16 protein-coding genes and 1 other RNA gene are annotated in these 14,278 nt (G+C 48.8%); 8 read left to right on the top strand and 9 right to left on the bottom strand.

What is annotated here, in order from left to right:
* Positions 1-9: 9 nt before the first annotated feature.
* Both scpB and SIB68_RS02580 read left to right on the top strand, forming a co-directional pair.
* The gene (scpB, locus tag SIB68_RS02585; protein ID WP_063400700.1) at positions 10-543 is read left to right on the top strand and encodes an SMC-Scp complex subunit ScpB; all 534 of its coding nucleotides are present in this window, start codon (positions 10-12) and stop codon (positions 541-543) included.
* 26 nt (positions 544-569) lie between these two features.
* Entirely contained in the window at positions 570-869 is a 300-nt protein-coding gene (locus tag SIB68_RS02580) for a YggT family protein (protein WP_011130060.1), read from the top strand.
* Here the strand turns inward: SIB68_RS02580 and SIB68_RS02575 are convergent.
* Entirely contained in the window at positions 860-1,408 is a 549-nt protein-coding gene (locus SIB68_RS02575; protein ID WP_063400468.1) for a hypothetical protein, read from the bottom strand. The genes SIB68_RS02580 and SIB68_RS02575 overlap by 10 nt on opposite strands.
* Positions 1,405-1,734 carry a nucleoside triphosphate pyrophosphohydrolase family protein gene (locus SIB68_RS02570; protein ID WP_011130058.1) on the bottom strand — a complete coding sequence of 110 codons (330 nt, stop codon included), beginning with the start codon at positions 1,732-1,734 and terminating at the stop codon, positions 1,405-1,407. The genes SIB68_RS02575 and SIB68_RS02570 overlap by 4 nt, the downstream gene beginning before the upstream one ends.
* Before the next feature lie 79 nt (positions 1,735-1,813).
* Between SIB68_RS02570 and pyk the strand changes: the two genes are divergently transcribed.
* The 3 genes from pyk to ftsH all read left to right on the top strand — a co-directional run bounded on the left by pyk (position 1,814) and on the right by ftsH (position 7,071).
* Positions 1,814-3,598, top strand: coding sequence for a pyruvate kinase (pyk, locus tag SIB68_RS02565; protein ID WP_063400699.1), 1,785 nt, complete (start codon positions 1,814-1,816; stop codon positions 3,596-3,598).
* Positions 3,599-3,604: 6 nt separating this feature from the next.
* Positions 3,605-4,834: an ABC transporter permease gene (locus SIB68_RS02560; RefSeq protein ID WP_063400467.1), complete on the top strand. Its 1,230-nt coding sequence runs from the start codon at positions 3,605-3,607 to the stop codon at positions 4,832-4,834.
* A 320-nt stretch (positions 4,835-5,154) separates the two neighbouring features.
* Complete coding sequence (gene ftsH, locus SIB68_RS02555; protein WP_063400466.1) at positions 5,155-7,071, top strand: ATP-dependent zinc metalloprotease FtsH; 1,917 nt, start codon at positions 5,155-5,157, stop codon at positions 7,069-7,071.
* A gap of 254 nt (positions 7,072-7,325) precedes the next feature.
* Here the strand turns inward: ftsH and clpP are convergent, their stop codons facing one another.
* Positions 7,326-7,940 carry an ATP-dependent Clp endopeptidase proteolytic subunit ClpP gene (clpP, locus tag SIB68_RS02550; protein ID WP_071818070.1) on the bottom strand — a complete coding sequence of 205 codons (615 nt, stop codon included), beginning with the start codon at positions 7,938-7,940 and terminating at the stop codon, positions 7,326-7,328.
* Between the two features lie 58 nt (positions 7,941-7,998).
* Here clpP and psb29 point away from each other — a divergent pair, with 58 nt between their 5' ends.
* Complete coding sequence (gene psb29, locus SIB68_RS02545) at positions 7,999-8,727, top strand: photosystem II biogenesis protein Psp29 (protein WP_063400465.1); 729 nt, start codon at positions 7,999-8,001, stop codon at positions 8,725-8,727.
* Here psb29 and SIB68_RS02540 read toward each other — a convergent pair.
* From SIB68_RS02540 to petN, 3 genes are read right to left on the bottom strand one after another with little or no spacing between them, the layout of a single operon-like run.
* Positions 8,694-10,154 carry a hypothetical protein gene (locus SIB68_RS02540; protein ID WP_063400464.1) on the bottom strand — a complete coding sequence of 487 codons (1,461 nt, stop codon included), beginning with the start codon at positions 10,152-10,154 and terminating at the stop codon, positions 8,694-8,696. The two genes, psb29 and SIB68_RS02540, sit on opposite strands and share 34 nt — an antisense overlap.
* A gap of 31 nt (positions 10,155-10,185) precedes the next feature.
* Positions 10,186-10,338 carry a hypothetical protein gene (locus SIB68_RS02535; protein ID WP_155724945.1) on the bottom strand — a complete coding sequence of 51 codons (153 nt, stop codon included), beginning with the start codon at positions 10,336-10,338 and terminating at the stop codon, positions 10,186-10,188.
* A gap of 1 nt (position 10,339) precedes the next feature.
* Positions 10,340-10,441 (bottom strand): cytochrome b6-f complex subunit PetN, encoded by a 102-nt coding sequence (gene petN, locus SIB68_RS02530; protein ID WP_006041398.1) that lies wholly within the window; start codon positions 10,439-10,441, stop codon positions 10,340-10,342.
* Positions 10,442-10,514: 73 nt separating this feature from the next.
* On the opposite strand from petN, the gene clpS reads away from it, so the two are divergent.
* The gene (clpS, locus tag SIB68_RS02525) at positions 10,515-10,811 is read left to right on the top strand and encodes an ATP-dependent Clp protease adapter ClpS (protein ID WP_074160289.1); all 297 of its coding nucleotides are present in this window, start codon (positions 10,515-10,517) and stop codon (positions 10,809-10,811) included.
* Between the two features lie 804 nt (positions 10,812-11,615).
* Positions 11,616-11,906 carry a DUF2103 domain-containing protein gene (locus tag SIB68_RS02520; protein WP_041384963.1) on the top strand — a complete coding sequence of 97 codons (291 nt, stop codon included), beginning with the start codon at positions 11,616-11,618 and terminating at the stop codon, positions 11,904-11,906.
* On the opposite strand, the gene ssrS is transcribed toward SIB68_RS02520, so the two are convergent.
* The 3 genes from ssrS to SIB68_RS02505 all read right to left on the bottom strand — a co-directional run bounded on the left by ssrS (position 11,901) and on the right by SIB68_RS02505 (position 14,238).
* Positions 11,901-12,084: non-coding RNA, 6S RNA (gene ssrS, locus SIB68_RS02515), on the bottom strand. The genes SIB68_RS02520 and ssrS overlap by 6 nt on opposite strands.
* 6 nt (positions 12,085-12,090) lie before the next feature.
* Positions 12,091-13,272, bottom strand: a complete 1,182-nt coding sequence (locus SIB68_RS02510) for a 5-(carboxyamino)imidazole ribonucleotide synthase (RefSeq protein ID WP_236068973.1) — start codon at positions 13,270-13,272, stop codon at positions 12,091-12,093.
* A 57-nt stretch (positions 13,273-13,329) separates the two neighbouring features.
* Positions 13,330-14,238, bottom strand: a complete 909-nt coding sequence (locus SIB68_RS02505) for a carbohydrate ABC transporter permease (RefSeq protein ID WP_063400697.1) — start codon at positions 14,236-14,238, stop codon at positions 13,330-13,332.
* Between the last annotated feature and the right edge of the window lie 40 nt (positions 14,239-14,278).

The raw sequence follows: 14,278 nt of genomic DNA, 5'->3' as shown, positions 1-14,278 counted from the left end.
GGGCCTGCCATCGCCACCGATTCCCCAGCTCAAGAGAGGGATGAGGTCTCCAGCTTCTCCTTACCAGCACGTTTAGAGGCCATTCTTTATTTGAAGGGTCGCCCTGTAACGCTCAAAGAGATGGCAGAGCTAGCCAATGAGACTGAGGATCTGATTGAGCAAGCTCTACTTGCGCTGATGGCAGGCTATGCACAGAGAGATACAGCCTTAGAGATCCAAGAGAACAATGGTCGATATAGCCTTCAATTGTGTCCAGGACTTGGCGAGCTGGTCCACCACCTTTTACCCGTTGATCTTTCCATAGCAACACTCAGAACCCTTGCCACCATTGCCCTAAAAAAAAGAATTCTTCAATCAGAGCTGGTCGATTTACGGGGATCAGGCGCCTACGACCACATCAAAGAACTCGTTGCTCAGAACTTCATCGAACGCAAACGACAGAGCGAGGGCAGGTCTTATTGGCTCACGCTCTCTGAAAAGTTCCATCGAACCTTCTCAGTACTTCCTGATTTAGGTACACCCGAACCTTCTCAGGTTGCATAGAGTTCTCAGAATAGTTGTCTTCACCCATGCAAATCCTGGCCACGTTGCTACAGGTACTAGCCCAGACACTTGAGATCTACTCACTAGTGCTTATCGTGCGCGTGCTGCTGAGCTGGTTCCCTAATCTGGACTGGGCGAATCCAGTACTGAGCACCGTTAGCTCAATCACAGATCCCTACCTCAATGCTTTTCGTGGCTTGATTCCTCCCCTTGGAGGCTTGGATCTCTCAGCGATCCTGGCGTTAGTAGCCCTGAGTCTTCTGCAACAAATGCTGAATACTGCAAGTGTGGCAATCTTGAATAGTGGAATGAGCTATTACAGCTGATCTAGCGGGTGTTCCGAAGGGTTCACTGCCTTGGTTCCCCATAAAAGACCAGGGTCTACAGCCTGTTCAAGCGGAAGCAGCTCATCATCGTCTCCAGCACGAGTACGAACAGGAGCCTTGAATCCCTTTACCTTTGCCCCCTTCACTTGTAAAGGCTCTGGCGTTCCTGCCGGAATCGCCAACCGCACTGCAAAAATAGTTGATCCGGGTTGCACGTCGCCAATAGAACCAACCCGAGCGCGGTTTGGCAAAACAGGTTCACCACTTGGATCCAAGATCTGAGCAAAAACATCGCTATCAATCACGGCAGAGTTGCCTGGGTTGGTCACTTCACCTGAAAGCACATAGCAACTGGCGCCGATAGGCCTAGTCAGACTGGGCTGCGCACCTGGATCCTTTTGATCACAAGCATCGATACTCAACTGATCCACACTGAGGGTTGCCGCTAAGGCTTGATCACTGAAAACCAGATTAAAAACCAGTAAAACTGCAGTGAGTACTACCTTGAAGATGGAGCTTTGCAAAAAATTCTCCTTCATCGTTGATCACCACTTCCTGAGATCTGGCCACGTGATGCCCTGCTAGCCAGCTTATCGAGATTGGCTTGAGCCACATCTTCTAAATCAAAGCCCAGCTCACTAGCCAACTGGGCTACATACCAAAGCACATCTCCCAACTCAAGCTTGATTGCTTGGCGAGTATCCAGGTCAAAAACACCTTGTTGATCGCGAAGGACCTTCTTGACCTTGTCCGCGACTTCACCTGCCTCACCTGTGAGCCCAAGGGTTGGATAAATCGGGTTCTGACCCACATTCGGATAGCGGGCCGTAGCTCGAGCTCCATGCTGGTAATGATTAATGTCCATAGAAAATCATTGGCAACGCTGTCAATAACTACGTTTTGAGGCCTGGATGGTAGTTTCCGCGATGTTTCAGGTCCCGTTGATGGCCCAGATTGATCTGACACGACGGACCAAAATTGTTGCCACCATAGGTCCGGCAACCGAGAGCGCCGAACGAATCCGAGAACTCGTTGAGGTAGGTGCTACCACCTTCCGGCTGAATTTCTCACACGGCGACCATGACGAGCACGCCAAGCGCATCTCCACCATCCGTAAGGTTTCTGATGAATTGGGAATGCACATCGGCATTCTTCAAGACTTGCAAGGCCCCAAAATTCGCCTGGGTCGTTTTGATAAGGGGCCTATCACTCTGGCCAATGGCGATTCCTTCGCACTGACCTCCAAACAAGTTCAATGCAATCAGTCAGTGGCAACCGTCACTTACGACAAGCTTGCAGACGAAGTCACGACCGGCAGTCGAATCTTGCTAGATGACGGCCGAGTGGAGATGAAAGTCTTAAAAATCGATCAAAGCGAACAAACCTTGCACTGCATCGTCACAGTGGGAGGGGTGCTCTCAAATAACAAGGGAGTGAATTTCCCTGATGTACAGCTTTCTGTTCGCGCCCTTACAGAGAAAGATCGCCAAGATCTCGCCTTTGGCCTCCAGCAAGGGGTGGACTGGGTCGCACTGAGCTTTGTGCGAAACCCTTCGGACATGAAAGAGATCCGCAAACTCATCCGGGATCATGGGCACAGCACCCCAGTGATCGCGAAGATCGAGAAATTTGAGGCGATTGATCAAATCGATTCAATCCTTCCTCTCTGTGATGGAGTCATGGTTGCAAGGGGGGACTTAGGCGTTGAGATGCCAGCCGAAGAAGTGCCTCTACTGCAAAAGGATTTGATTCGCAAGGCCAACAGCCTTGGAATTCCAATCATCACAGCCACCCAGATGCTCGACTCGATGGCCTCAAGCCCGAGGCCCACCAGAGCAGAAGTCAGTGATGTAGCAAATGCGATCCTTGATGGCACTGATGCAGTGATGCTCTCGAACGAAACCGCTGTAGGAGACTTTCCAGTGGAGGCGGTTCAAACGATGGCCACCATTGCCAGAAGGATTGAACGGGACTATCCACAGCGTCCAATTGAAACTTATCTGGCCAGCACCATTTCCAACGCGATTAGTTCAGCCGTAAGCAGCATCGCCAGTCATCTCAACGCAGCAGCAATCGTGCCACTAACTGAAAGTGGTGCAACTGCACACAACGTCAGTAAATTCCGCCCAGCAGCACCAATTTTGGCCGTAACCAACGAATTGGCTGTAGCAAGAAAACTTCAATTGGCATGGGGTGTCACCCCACTGCTTGTCCCAACCCAAAAAAGCACCACTGCAACCTTCAGTGCTGCAATTGCTGTTGCCCAGGAATTGGGTCTTCTTAAAGAAGGTGATCTAACAATTCAAACTGCAGGAACCCTTGCTGGCGTGAGCGGGTCCACAGATCTTGTCAAAGTAGGAATTGTTAGTGCAGTACTTGGCCAAGGGATCGGTATTGGTAAAGGAACCGTTAGCGGCAAGGTCAGATTTGCTTTCTCCCCAAACGACTCAACAAAAATTGAACCAGGGGAGATCCTGGTCATTCATGAAACAAGCGATGACTATCTCGATGCAATCAGAAAGTCTGCAGGAGTGATTACAGAACAAGAAGGAGAGGAATACCACGCAGAAATGATCTCAAAACGCCTAGGGATTCCGTTCATCATTGGGATAGCACATGCCACGAGAAACCTGCTTGAAGGAGAGGTGGTAACAATGCAGCTCAGTAATGGCAAAGTTCATCGCGGCACAGGCGGCAAGCTGCCAATGAAGCTCGACTCAATGGACTGAGGGCTCATGAATAGCTCACTTCCGCTCATCGAAACGGTGAGCATGGCGTTCTCAACCCTTAAAGCCAATCGCCTACGTAGTCTCCTGACAATGCTCGGCATTGTGATCGGCAATGCTTCTGTCATCACCCTGGTAGGGGTTGGCAGGGGGGCTCAGAATCTGGCTGAGGCTCAACTAAGCAACCTGGGCGCCAATGTGTTGTTTGTGGTGCCTGGCAACAACGACACTCGTCGTCGAGGTGTGGCCTTCCCGCGAAATCTCGTCATCGAAGATTCAGATGCAATCGCTGAGCAAGTTCCCAGCGTTAAAGAAGTTGCACCACAGATCAGCTCAAGCGAGGTTATTCAAGCGGCTGCCCAAAGTGCTACGAGTTCAATCTCTGGGGTGACCCCATCGTTTCTACCAGTGCGCAACTTCGAAGTAGCCCGTGGAAGATTTATTAGTGATCTAGATCTTCGTAGCGCACGCAATGTGGTTGTGATTGGTCCCGACCTTGTCAACAAACTCTTTCCAACGAGTGCTGCAGTCGGTAAGACTCTACGAATTAAGGATCAATCATTTGAAGTAATCGGTGTAATGGCTCCTAAAGGAGCGGTGTTTGGAAACAATCAAGATGAAAACGCCTACATTCCACTCACAACAATGGTTAGCCGGATCACAGGCAGAGATCCAACCTATGGCGTCAGCCTTAGTTTTATCAGTGTTGAAGCCAAGAATGAAGAAAGCACGGGGGCAGCAAAATTCCAGATCACCAACCTGCTCCGTCAACGACATCGAATCCTGAGAGATGACGACTTTGCAGTTCGATCACAGAAAGATGCCCTCAGCATCGTCAACACAATCACCGGAGGACTAACCCTCATGTTGGCAGCAATCGGAGGGATATCGCTTCTAGTAGGAGGAATCGGAATCATGAATATCATGCTGGTTGCGGTCAGTGAACGCACTGAGGAAATCGGACTAAGAAAGGCCCTAGGAGCTCGCAATAGCGATGTATTGAGCCAATTCCTAATCGAGTCACTTGTTCTTGCAAGCTTTGGTGGCGTCATTGGCACAGCTGTAGGTGTTGGCGCCGTCACAACAATCGGAGTTTTGACCCCTCTCCCGGCAGCAATCGGAATAAGCGTCGTTCTAATCACGGTTAGTCTCTCTGGATCAATTGGTTTGATCTTTGGTGTTTTGCCCGCCAGACGTGCAGCAAGACTTGACCCAATCGTTGCCCTACGGCGCCTGTAAATCCTTTTTGATTTTCAGAGAATAGGCAAATCAAAAAAGGGGTAGCAATCACAACTCCCCCGCTACGAAAACAATGAGGTCAAGCGCCCAACGCAAGCAAAGCGGGTTGCATTGGATTGATGACTCAATCAACCAACGCGTTCTTTCTGGAAAAAACAAAACGGTTTTTGGCTCAAAGATGTCGGTTGCTCAAAGCAGCATCTAAAAGCGCAAGTGGGAATCTGAGCTCAAAAGCTCAGAAAGATGGTGCCAGAAGAGGATCTAGCAGCCAACGATCTAACCATCGACACCGTTACAGTCAGTGAACCATCCTCTAGCAGATGAATCAACGCTGGCGTCTTATTGCTCTCTGGCTGCTGCCCATCGGTGTTGCCTTGCTGCTCGCCTGGCAAATTTTAGGAAATGGCAAGCTCACAGGAGAGCAGCCGAGTAACGCAACTCTCGCTCCGCGTAATGCTGCGGTTACTCGGATGAGCTACGGCCGCTTCCTCGACTATGTGGAAGCAGGAAGAGTCACCGCCGTGGATATTTACGACGGTGGACGGAATGCAGTAGTGGAAGCCGTAGATCCTGAACTCGACAATCGCGTACAACGGCTAAGAGTTGATCTCCCCGGTCTTGCTCCGGAGTTAATCAACACACTCAAGAGCGAGGGGATCAGTTTCGATATTCATCCTGCTCGTACCACTCCGCCGGCGCTTGGCTTATTAGGCAATCTCCTCTTCCCGCTACTCCTCATTGGCGGCCTAATTCTGCTGGCCCGTCGATCAAGCTCAATGCCTGGAGGCCCAGGGCAGGCAATGCAGTTCGGCAAGACAAAAGCCCGCTTCGCAATGGAAGCTGAAACTGGAGTCAAATTCGATGATGTTGCAGGTGTAACTGAAGCAAAACAGGATCTTGAGGAAGTGGTGACATTCCTGAAGAAACCCGAACGCTTCACCTCGGTAGGTGCTCAAATTCCAAGAGGTGTTCTGCTGGTAGGGCCTCCAGGCACTGGCAAAACACTGCTTGCCAAAGCAATTGCAGGAGAAGCAGGTGTTCCCTTCTTCTCACTTTCTGGTTCGGAATTTGTAGAGATGTTCGTCGGTGTCGGAGCGAGTCGAGTCCGAGATTTATTCAAACGGGCAAAAGAGAACACACCCTGCCTAATCTTTATTGATGAAATTGATGCCGTAGGCCGACAACGTGGTGCCGGAATAGGTGGCGGGAATGATGAGCGAGAACAAACTCTAAACCAACTGTTAACAGAAATGGACGGATTTGAAGGTAATAGCGGAATCATCATTATTGCAGCAACAAACCGTCCTGATGTACTGGATTCTGCGCTGATGCGACCAGGGCGTTTTGACAGACAAATCAGTGTGGATGCACCAGACATCAAAGGACGACTTGCAATTCTTGAAGTGCACGCACGTGACAAGAAACTTGAAGAAGATCTTTCCTTAAAGAATGTAGCCCGACGCACACCTGGATTTACCGGGGCAGACCTTGCCAACCTACTTAATGAGGCGGCAATCCTCACGGCTAGACGTCGTAAAAAGGCTATCAGCCTTGATGAAATTGACGATGCCGTTGACAGAATCATCGCGGGCATGGAAGGCCGCCCACTCACTGATGGACGTAGCAAGAGATTGATCGCTTACCACGAAGTTGGACATGCGCTAATAGGAACATTAGTTAAAGATCATGACCCTGTCCAAAAAGTGACTCTGATACCACGAGGTCAGGCTCAGGGGCTTACATGGTTTGCTCCAGATGAAGAGCAAATGCTGGTGACTCGAGCCCAACTCAAGGCTCGAATCATGGGAGCACTAGGAGGCAGAGCAGCAGAAGATGTTGTTTTTGGCGATGCAGAGATCACAACAGGTGCAGGTGGAGACATCCAGCAAGTAGCATCCATGGCACGCCAAATGGTGACACGTTTTGGCATGAGCGATTTAGGGCCAGTCTCTCTGGAGAGCGGAAATCAAGAAGTATTTATTGGACGAGACCTGATGACTCGAAGCGAGATTTCAGATGCAATATCCCGCCAAATAGACGAGGCAGTTCGAGAAATGGTTAAGCATTGCTATAGCGAAACTGTAAAAATCGTCAAGCAACACCGGGAGGCTATGGATAGACTGGTTGAAATCCTCATCGAAAAGGAAACCATCGACGGAGAAGAATTCGTTTCAGTAGTAGCAGAATTTACATCTGTTCCAGAGAAGGAAAGAAGCATACCTATCCTCCAGAGCTAATAGAACTAGCAGTTAAATAATAATCATCCACGAAATCAAGCATCATCGAATGGATCCTGACAATGCATCCCCATTCGCTTCAAGATGTAATCTTTAATTTTAGAATAAAAACAATTTTGACACCAAGATGAAGCTACATACATGTTTTCATAATTACAAACAAGTCAATCAATTCCTTCAGAATTAATGGATTCACAAATATCTATTAGAAACTCTTTTGCCTTGCAATTCTTACCTATCAAAAGGCAGCCTTGTCAATTGACTGAATGAACCGGACGCTTATCGATCACACTATCGACAAGTCCATAACCAACAGCTTCTGCGGGAGACATGAAAAAATCTCGATCAGTATCTTCTTGAATTCTCTCTAGAGGTTGACCTGTACGATCTGCTAATACTCGGTTCAATCGATCCTTTAGGAAGAGAATCTCATCAGCCTGAATACGAATATCACTCGCTTGCCCTCTGGCACCACCAAGCGGCTGATGAATCATAATTCTAGAATGTTGCAAACTGCTGCGTTTACCCATTGCCCCAGCGCAGAGAAGGAACGCTCCCATACTTGCTGCAAGCCCTACACATACGGTTTGAACATCTGGTTTGACATGCTGCATTGTGTCAAATATTCCGAGGCCATCATATACTGAACCTCCTGGTGAATTGATATACAAATAGATATCTTTTTCAGGATCTTCCGCCTCTAAGAATAACATCTGAGCAACAATTCGATTTGCCGAATCACTTGTCACAGGCTCGCCAAGAAAGATGATCCGTTCACGCAAAAGGCGCGAATAAATATCGAAGGCCCTTTCCCCGCGGCCCGACTCTTCAATCACAATCGGGATCATGCTGCTCTGCTCGGTTTTCACGATCTTAACGGCGCCGTAGCAGCGCTATGGTCAGGTGCGAAAAGGTCGGGCCAAGCACTTGAGTGACAGAAAGACCATTGCTGACAGCAAACGTGCGTTTAATCATGATTTCCCTCATGTCATCCCCTCGCTTTACAGACGTACAACCGATGAACTTCTTGTCGAGCTGCATCTCCTGAGCCACCAGAAGCATTTCCACCCAGACGCACTCTTTGCTATTGGCCTTAGCCAAGTTTTTGATGTCTTCACGCGTGGTTACCGACCAGAAGCTCACGTCAAGACCTTGTTCGATGCACTATGTCGAAGCTGCGGCTTCGACCCAAATGCATTGCGCAAGCAGGCCCAACAAACTCTTGAGTCGGTCCGGGGTCAAGATCTTGAGGAGGTCCAAGGCTGGATCCAACAACAAGGCAAAGGGGCTCCTGAACCTCTCGCCAAGGCATTGCGTAATACTGGCAGCACCACTTTTCATTACTCACGCCTAATGGCCGTGGGGTTGCTCAGCCTTCTCGCATCTGCCCAAGGTGATGAATCCTCTGATCCCGAAAAACTAAGCCAAATCGCCCATGAACTAAGTGAATCAGTTGGACTCTCCAAAGCCAGAGTTGAAAAAGATCTGAACCTCTACAAGTCCAACCTCGAGAAGATGGCCCAGGCTGTAGAACTAACTGAACAAATTCTAGAATCTGAACGTCGCAAACGGGAACAAAATGAATCTGCAAAACTCAACACTGGATCATCAGAGCAAATGTCTCAGGGGGTTGAAGCTTGTTCCAATATCAACTGACCTGACATCCACCACCAGTCTGTTTTTTTGAGTTTGGCACCCCGCAAATAACTTAGGTTCACCGTTAACAACTTAGCCTGTTTAACTAGGGCTGGCCAGGATCCACTAAGTAAACCTAAACGATACAATCCAGCTGTATCAGCGGACATTTTCATAACATCAGGATGGACTAGGTTGATAGTTTTATTAGAGATCTCAGTGAGCATTGGTGAGTCGCCAATAGCAATACCAAAACGAGTAGGTTTTCCATTTTGTTTTTGCCAAACCCATCCACCAACAACTCTCTCACCATCCGAGTAAGGTTGGCGCCAGAGAGTAAGTCCAGAGAAGTCAGCGTCAGTATTTTGATCATTTTTGACAACAGATTTATCTTCTTTAATGAAGTCTCGTGCCTCCAGACGTTGACTAACAGTATCGATAACTGGTTGCCATCGTGAGGAGCCCTCTGGTAGATCAAGTTGGATTTGAATGCTGGCTTGAAAAGGCCCTTTACGTTGCTTGGCTAAGCTAAGATCAAGTGGTAATGATGCGAGTCTCAACCCTAATTGCTGATTAATGCCATAGTTCTTATCAAGGGAATCCTGAATAATCTGCTTAGAAAGCAAACTGCCAAAAAGCAGGTCCATACTCTTCACTTGCATATTCAGGAGAGCCTGATCAGTATCAGGTATCGCTGCCAATTTGATCGCCATAGGGCGATACTGAAAAGGGCTGGCATCGATGCCAACTGGAGCCAAACCAAAAGGACGATAACCAACAACTCCTTGCCATTTGAGTTGATTACGGTCCAATCGCAATGACAAACATCCATAGCGTGAAATCTGCAGGAGAGGTGCCATCGCTCCACTCACTGAAGCCAAGCCATCGGGACTCCAGCTCACCGCTGGCCCATGTTGTAGAACATAATTGCAAAAACGCTGTAAAGACGATTGACCAGCTGGAGAATGAACAAACCCTTCACTAAGGCTTTGAAGGAGCTGTTGACGATGCAAGCCATCTGAAGCGATGACAACCATGTCATCAAGACGCTTAAACGCAATGATTGAATTAACACTCATCGGCCAAAGGCTCTCTGGCAGAAGCAAATAAGCCTCGCCATCATTTGCCCAAGCCTGCCACCAGAGACCCCGACCCTGACGTCGCCAAAGGTCCTTGGCTAGGTTCATGCCAAGACGGTCCTGCCATAGACGCGGGGCTTGGCCTTGTGGATCTCCTTGATAACTCTGGATCAACGCCATCTCTTTCATCAAGCGAGCAAGTGTCCCTACCCGGTCTGTGCGGCTAGATGACAAATGCCCCTTTAAAAGCAGGATGACGATCGTTGGAATCAAAAGCAGCGAGAAAATCCCCACCAAACTGACAGGAAAGCGACTTGGGATGTAGACAATCGTCTTCAGCCTTAAGAGGCCTAGGGAATGCTGAGACATCCAATCACCCTTTCCCTATTGCAGCTGGGGATCAAACTTTCTCATTTGTCTTTTTGCGACGACGACGATCACGCCGATCAACGACTGAAAGATAAATAACTGAAATGGTCACAAAGCCCAAAAGAAAGACGGCTGCCCCTCCTAGAAGCTGGTTGGTCCCTGGGATTTGAAAAGCCTCAGGCACTTCAGAAATTCAGTGTGCCGTCGCCATTACGTCCCCAAACGACCATGGCAATAGAGAAACTGAACACAGCCGCCAGTGAGGCCCAGGCGAGAGTGAACAACATAGAACGATCAATTCAGATTGACTTAGCCTTTTAAGGCTTGCTCCATTTTACACGTCAAAGCCTTTCATCAGTCATGACGTTCGCGACTCCTGCTACTACGCCACTTCTAGAACGTATCAAGGAAACTCAAAGGTATCCGCAAGCCCGCGTGATCGTTCTCAATGATGAGATAAACACCTTTCAGCACGTCGTCGATTGTCTGCGCAGGATCATTCCAGGCATGAGCGAGGAGAGAGCCTGGAATCTCGCGCATCAAATCGACGGTCAAGGTTCCGCTGAGGTCTGGTGCGGCCCACTTGAGCAGGCCGAGCTCTACCACCAGCAACTGTCTGGAGAGGGGCTAACGATGGCACCTCTTGAACGGTGCTGAAACAGACCAAGACTGATCAACGTTCACTACAGCACAGTGAACTTGTTCCTTTTCGAAGACTGATAAAAGGCTCGTCGAGCAGCACCGGCAAAAACATTGAGAGCTCAACACCTAGGTGAATGTTGATGGAACAAAATCTTAGAAGCGTTAATATAAAAAATCACGATTAATCAACTTAAAAGGAACAGATCCTGCTAAAAAATGAAAATGATCGACAACCTAAAGAACATAGATAGTTCAACTTCCATCAACAAATACAAGGAAAATCAGCAAAGACTCATTTGTAAAAATCTCAATGTTACAACGCTCTAATGGCCCCACGACTCATGCTCGATAGTTATCAAAATAGTCAAACAAACAAAACTCTCTGAGCTCAAAATACAGACTTTAGCAAGCAAAAGCTGAATCCAGCCTACAAACTAATTCATAATATATTTATTGAGGGATTGCTCAAAGAAGAACAATACTTGACTTTTGGGTTAGCAATGCACCCAGAATATATATGAACTTTAGATGAAGATCCTAGCAAGAGTGAGAAAAATAAAATTCACCTATAGTCTCGATTAAAAGGGTTAGAACCCTTTCAGGCACATTGAACACAACCTCGCCAGGGTGGATAGACAACGCGTGAATCTGTTCGTCATGAACCTTGCAGGGAGGGCCTAGACCTGGGAGCAAAAGTAGAATGCTTGGGATCGAAACCACCGCAAGCAAAAATATAGGATTTAAGTATCGCCTCTTAGACAGAGCAGCTTTCACCTTGAAACTTTGGCTAGTTTCGATCAATTACACGAAAAAGTTGCGATGGGACGAGTTGTAATCACGCACAGCACCTACGTAGAGGGTCTAATTCCTTGGTTGAAGGCCCTTGCAGAGGAGAAGAATATTCAAACGATTACACCAGCCGTAATCCGACGCGTCAAAGGTCATTGTCCAGAACTTCGCCTGAGAATTACAACGCCGATCAAGGGTGGTTTCAAACTGGTTGCCAGACTTGGCAGCTCAGCTCAGGAGGTTTTTGTTGTCACAAAATTGGACGAAGGGTCATTATTGAAACGACTTAATCACAGCCGTCCAGGCGTTCAAAAGAGGTGAACCGCCATGCCGTGCGAGCCCCAGTGTTCGACCTGGAAGAACCAGAAGGGGAAGCAAAGTGGGGCTTCGTTTCCGGAAGCAAGTCCGGTCTACGTCACCTTCACGACAGCCTCCCCAAATCGAAAGAGAGTCAGATCAGAGCACTAGAAAAAGGCCGTCACCAACACAGCAGTTCAAGCAGAATTTAAGCGCAAACGGTGTCCTGCGTCGGCCAAATTGAGCGAATGTGCTTTAAGGCAGTTTCCGCCTCGAGCTGACGGCTGGGCGCATCAACACCATTAAGCAGTACAGTCACATGACCGAGCTTGCGTCCTGGAGTTTCACAATCTTTTCCATACCAGTGCAAATGGAAGCGATCACAACTGCGCAGCTTCGCTAGACGCTCATCTAGAGAGGACACAGCCCCTTTTTGCAAACCTAGAAGATTCACCATTAAGGCGCCAGGTGCATGGAGATGGGTTGCAGGAACAGGCAAGCCCGCCGCGATACAAAGTTGTTGATCAAACTGGCTGCTGCTGCAGGCTTCGATCGAAAAATGTGCGGAATTATGAGTGCGAGGTGCAACTTCATTGACCTGTAGTCCGTCTGGTCCGTAGAAAAATTCAACAGCAAGCACGCCCACGTAATTGAGCTCTGTTAGAAGAGACGCTGCAATGTTGTAGGCCATCATTTCCACAGCATGATCAACACTCGCAGGTGCAATCACCCAATCACACACCTGTTGGAACTGATGAGTCTCAGCAAGTGGCAGGCTACGAACACGGCCCTCAGCATCTCGACTAACAACAATGGCTAATTCCTTTTCGAACGGCACCCAGCTCTCAAGCAGCCATTGAGTTGGATCCACTGAGCGCAGAAGTTGCGATAAATCCTCGACACTCTTGAGAACCTTGGTTCCTTTGCCGTCATATCCCCACCGGCTTGACTTGGCCATCACAGGAAAATTCCACTCCGTAGGAAGCTCAGGCTGATCAAAAGAAATCGAACTCAGCAAAGTCCAATCAGGGCTAGGAAGATCTAGCTCACCAAGCAACTGACGCTGCGAGATTTTGTCGACCAATGGAGCAAGCGCAGTAAGAGACGGAGAAAAACACACCCCTTGTTGTTCAAGGGGAATCAGAGCTTGAATATCGACCCATTCGTTCTCAAACGTGACGCCACAACAGCCCTGCACGAGCTTGCCAGTAGCTTCTACATCCACTGGGTCGGCCAAGACAAGTCGAGTTGCTTCAACAGCAGCGGGATCGATTGCAGATCCAGACTGCACGACAACATCCACAGCACGTCTTTTTGCTGCTTGCGCCAACATCTGAGCCAACTGACCACCACCGACGACCCCAATCATTGGGCTTTTAACGCTGCTCATGCAGAGAGAATCAAACACGCAATCCTGCAAGCATTGCATCCCAACAAAATTGAGATTTCAGAGCAAGCCCTGATCACCAGCAAAGGCCAAACGCACAGCAGTGAGCAACAGGACCAAAAGGAAAAGCGCCAAGCCCACCGTGCAGGCATAACTGATCTCAAGCTCAGCAAAAGCCTGGTCGTAAACGTAGTAGACAAGGGTTCGAGTGGTGTCGGCGGGTCCCCCCTGAGTCATCAAGAACACTTCTTCGAACACTTTTGTTGCCGCAATCGATGAAACCACCGCAACCAAGGTTACGTAAGGCCGCAACAACGGCAGTGTGATGTCGATGTGTTTGCGCAAGCCATCACTACCATCAAGTTCGGCTGCCTCATAAAGCTCTTTAGGAATTCCTTGGAGGCCAGCAAGAAATATCACCATGTAATAACCAAGCCCCTTCCACAGGGTTACAAGCATCACTGCCGGGAGTGCCAAGAATGGATTCGTGAGAAAGCCAATTGGCACGAAATCTGTGCCAACAAAGGCGGAAAGCCAGCCATTGATAAGACCGTTCTCTGCATAAAGCCAACGAAATGCGATGGCCGCAACCACAATCGACACGAGCACGGGTGTATAGAACGCACCGCGTAAAAAATGAATACCTGGTAAGGAACGGTTCAACAACACCGCCAATGCAAGAGAACCCAAAACAATCGGTGGAACCACCCCAGCCAGGTAGATCAAAGTATTGATCAGCACCTTAAAAAACATCGGATCACCAGCAAGACGTCGCAGGTTGGCCAAACCCACAAAGACAAGGGGGTCTGTAACGTCGAGACCTGTTTTGGTGAAGCTCATCAAAAGAGCCATCAGCGCTGGTATCAGCACCGACAAGCTGAGCAGGGCGAGCGCAGGCAAGAGGAATACCCATGCCACAAGAGTGGTCCTCCAAGACTGTCTTAATCCCCGAAACAGAGGACCAGCCATCACCACAATGCCTGTACTGACAGGAGATTACGTGGGAGCG

The organism is Prochlorococcus sp. MIT 1323, assembly GCF_047304905.1.
GTDB lineage: Bacteria > Cyanobacteriota > Cyanobacteriia > PCC-6307 > Cyanobiaceae > Prochlorococcus > Prochlorococcus marinus_D.
This window is presented reverse-complemented; position numbering and strand designations above follow the sequence as displayed.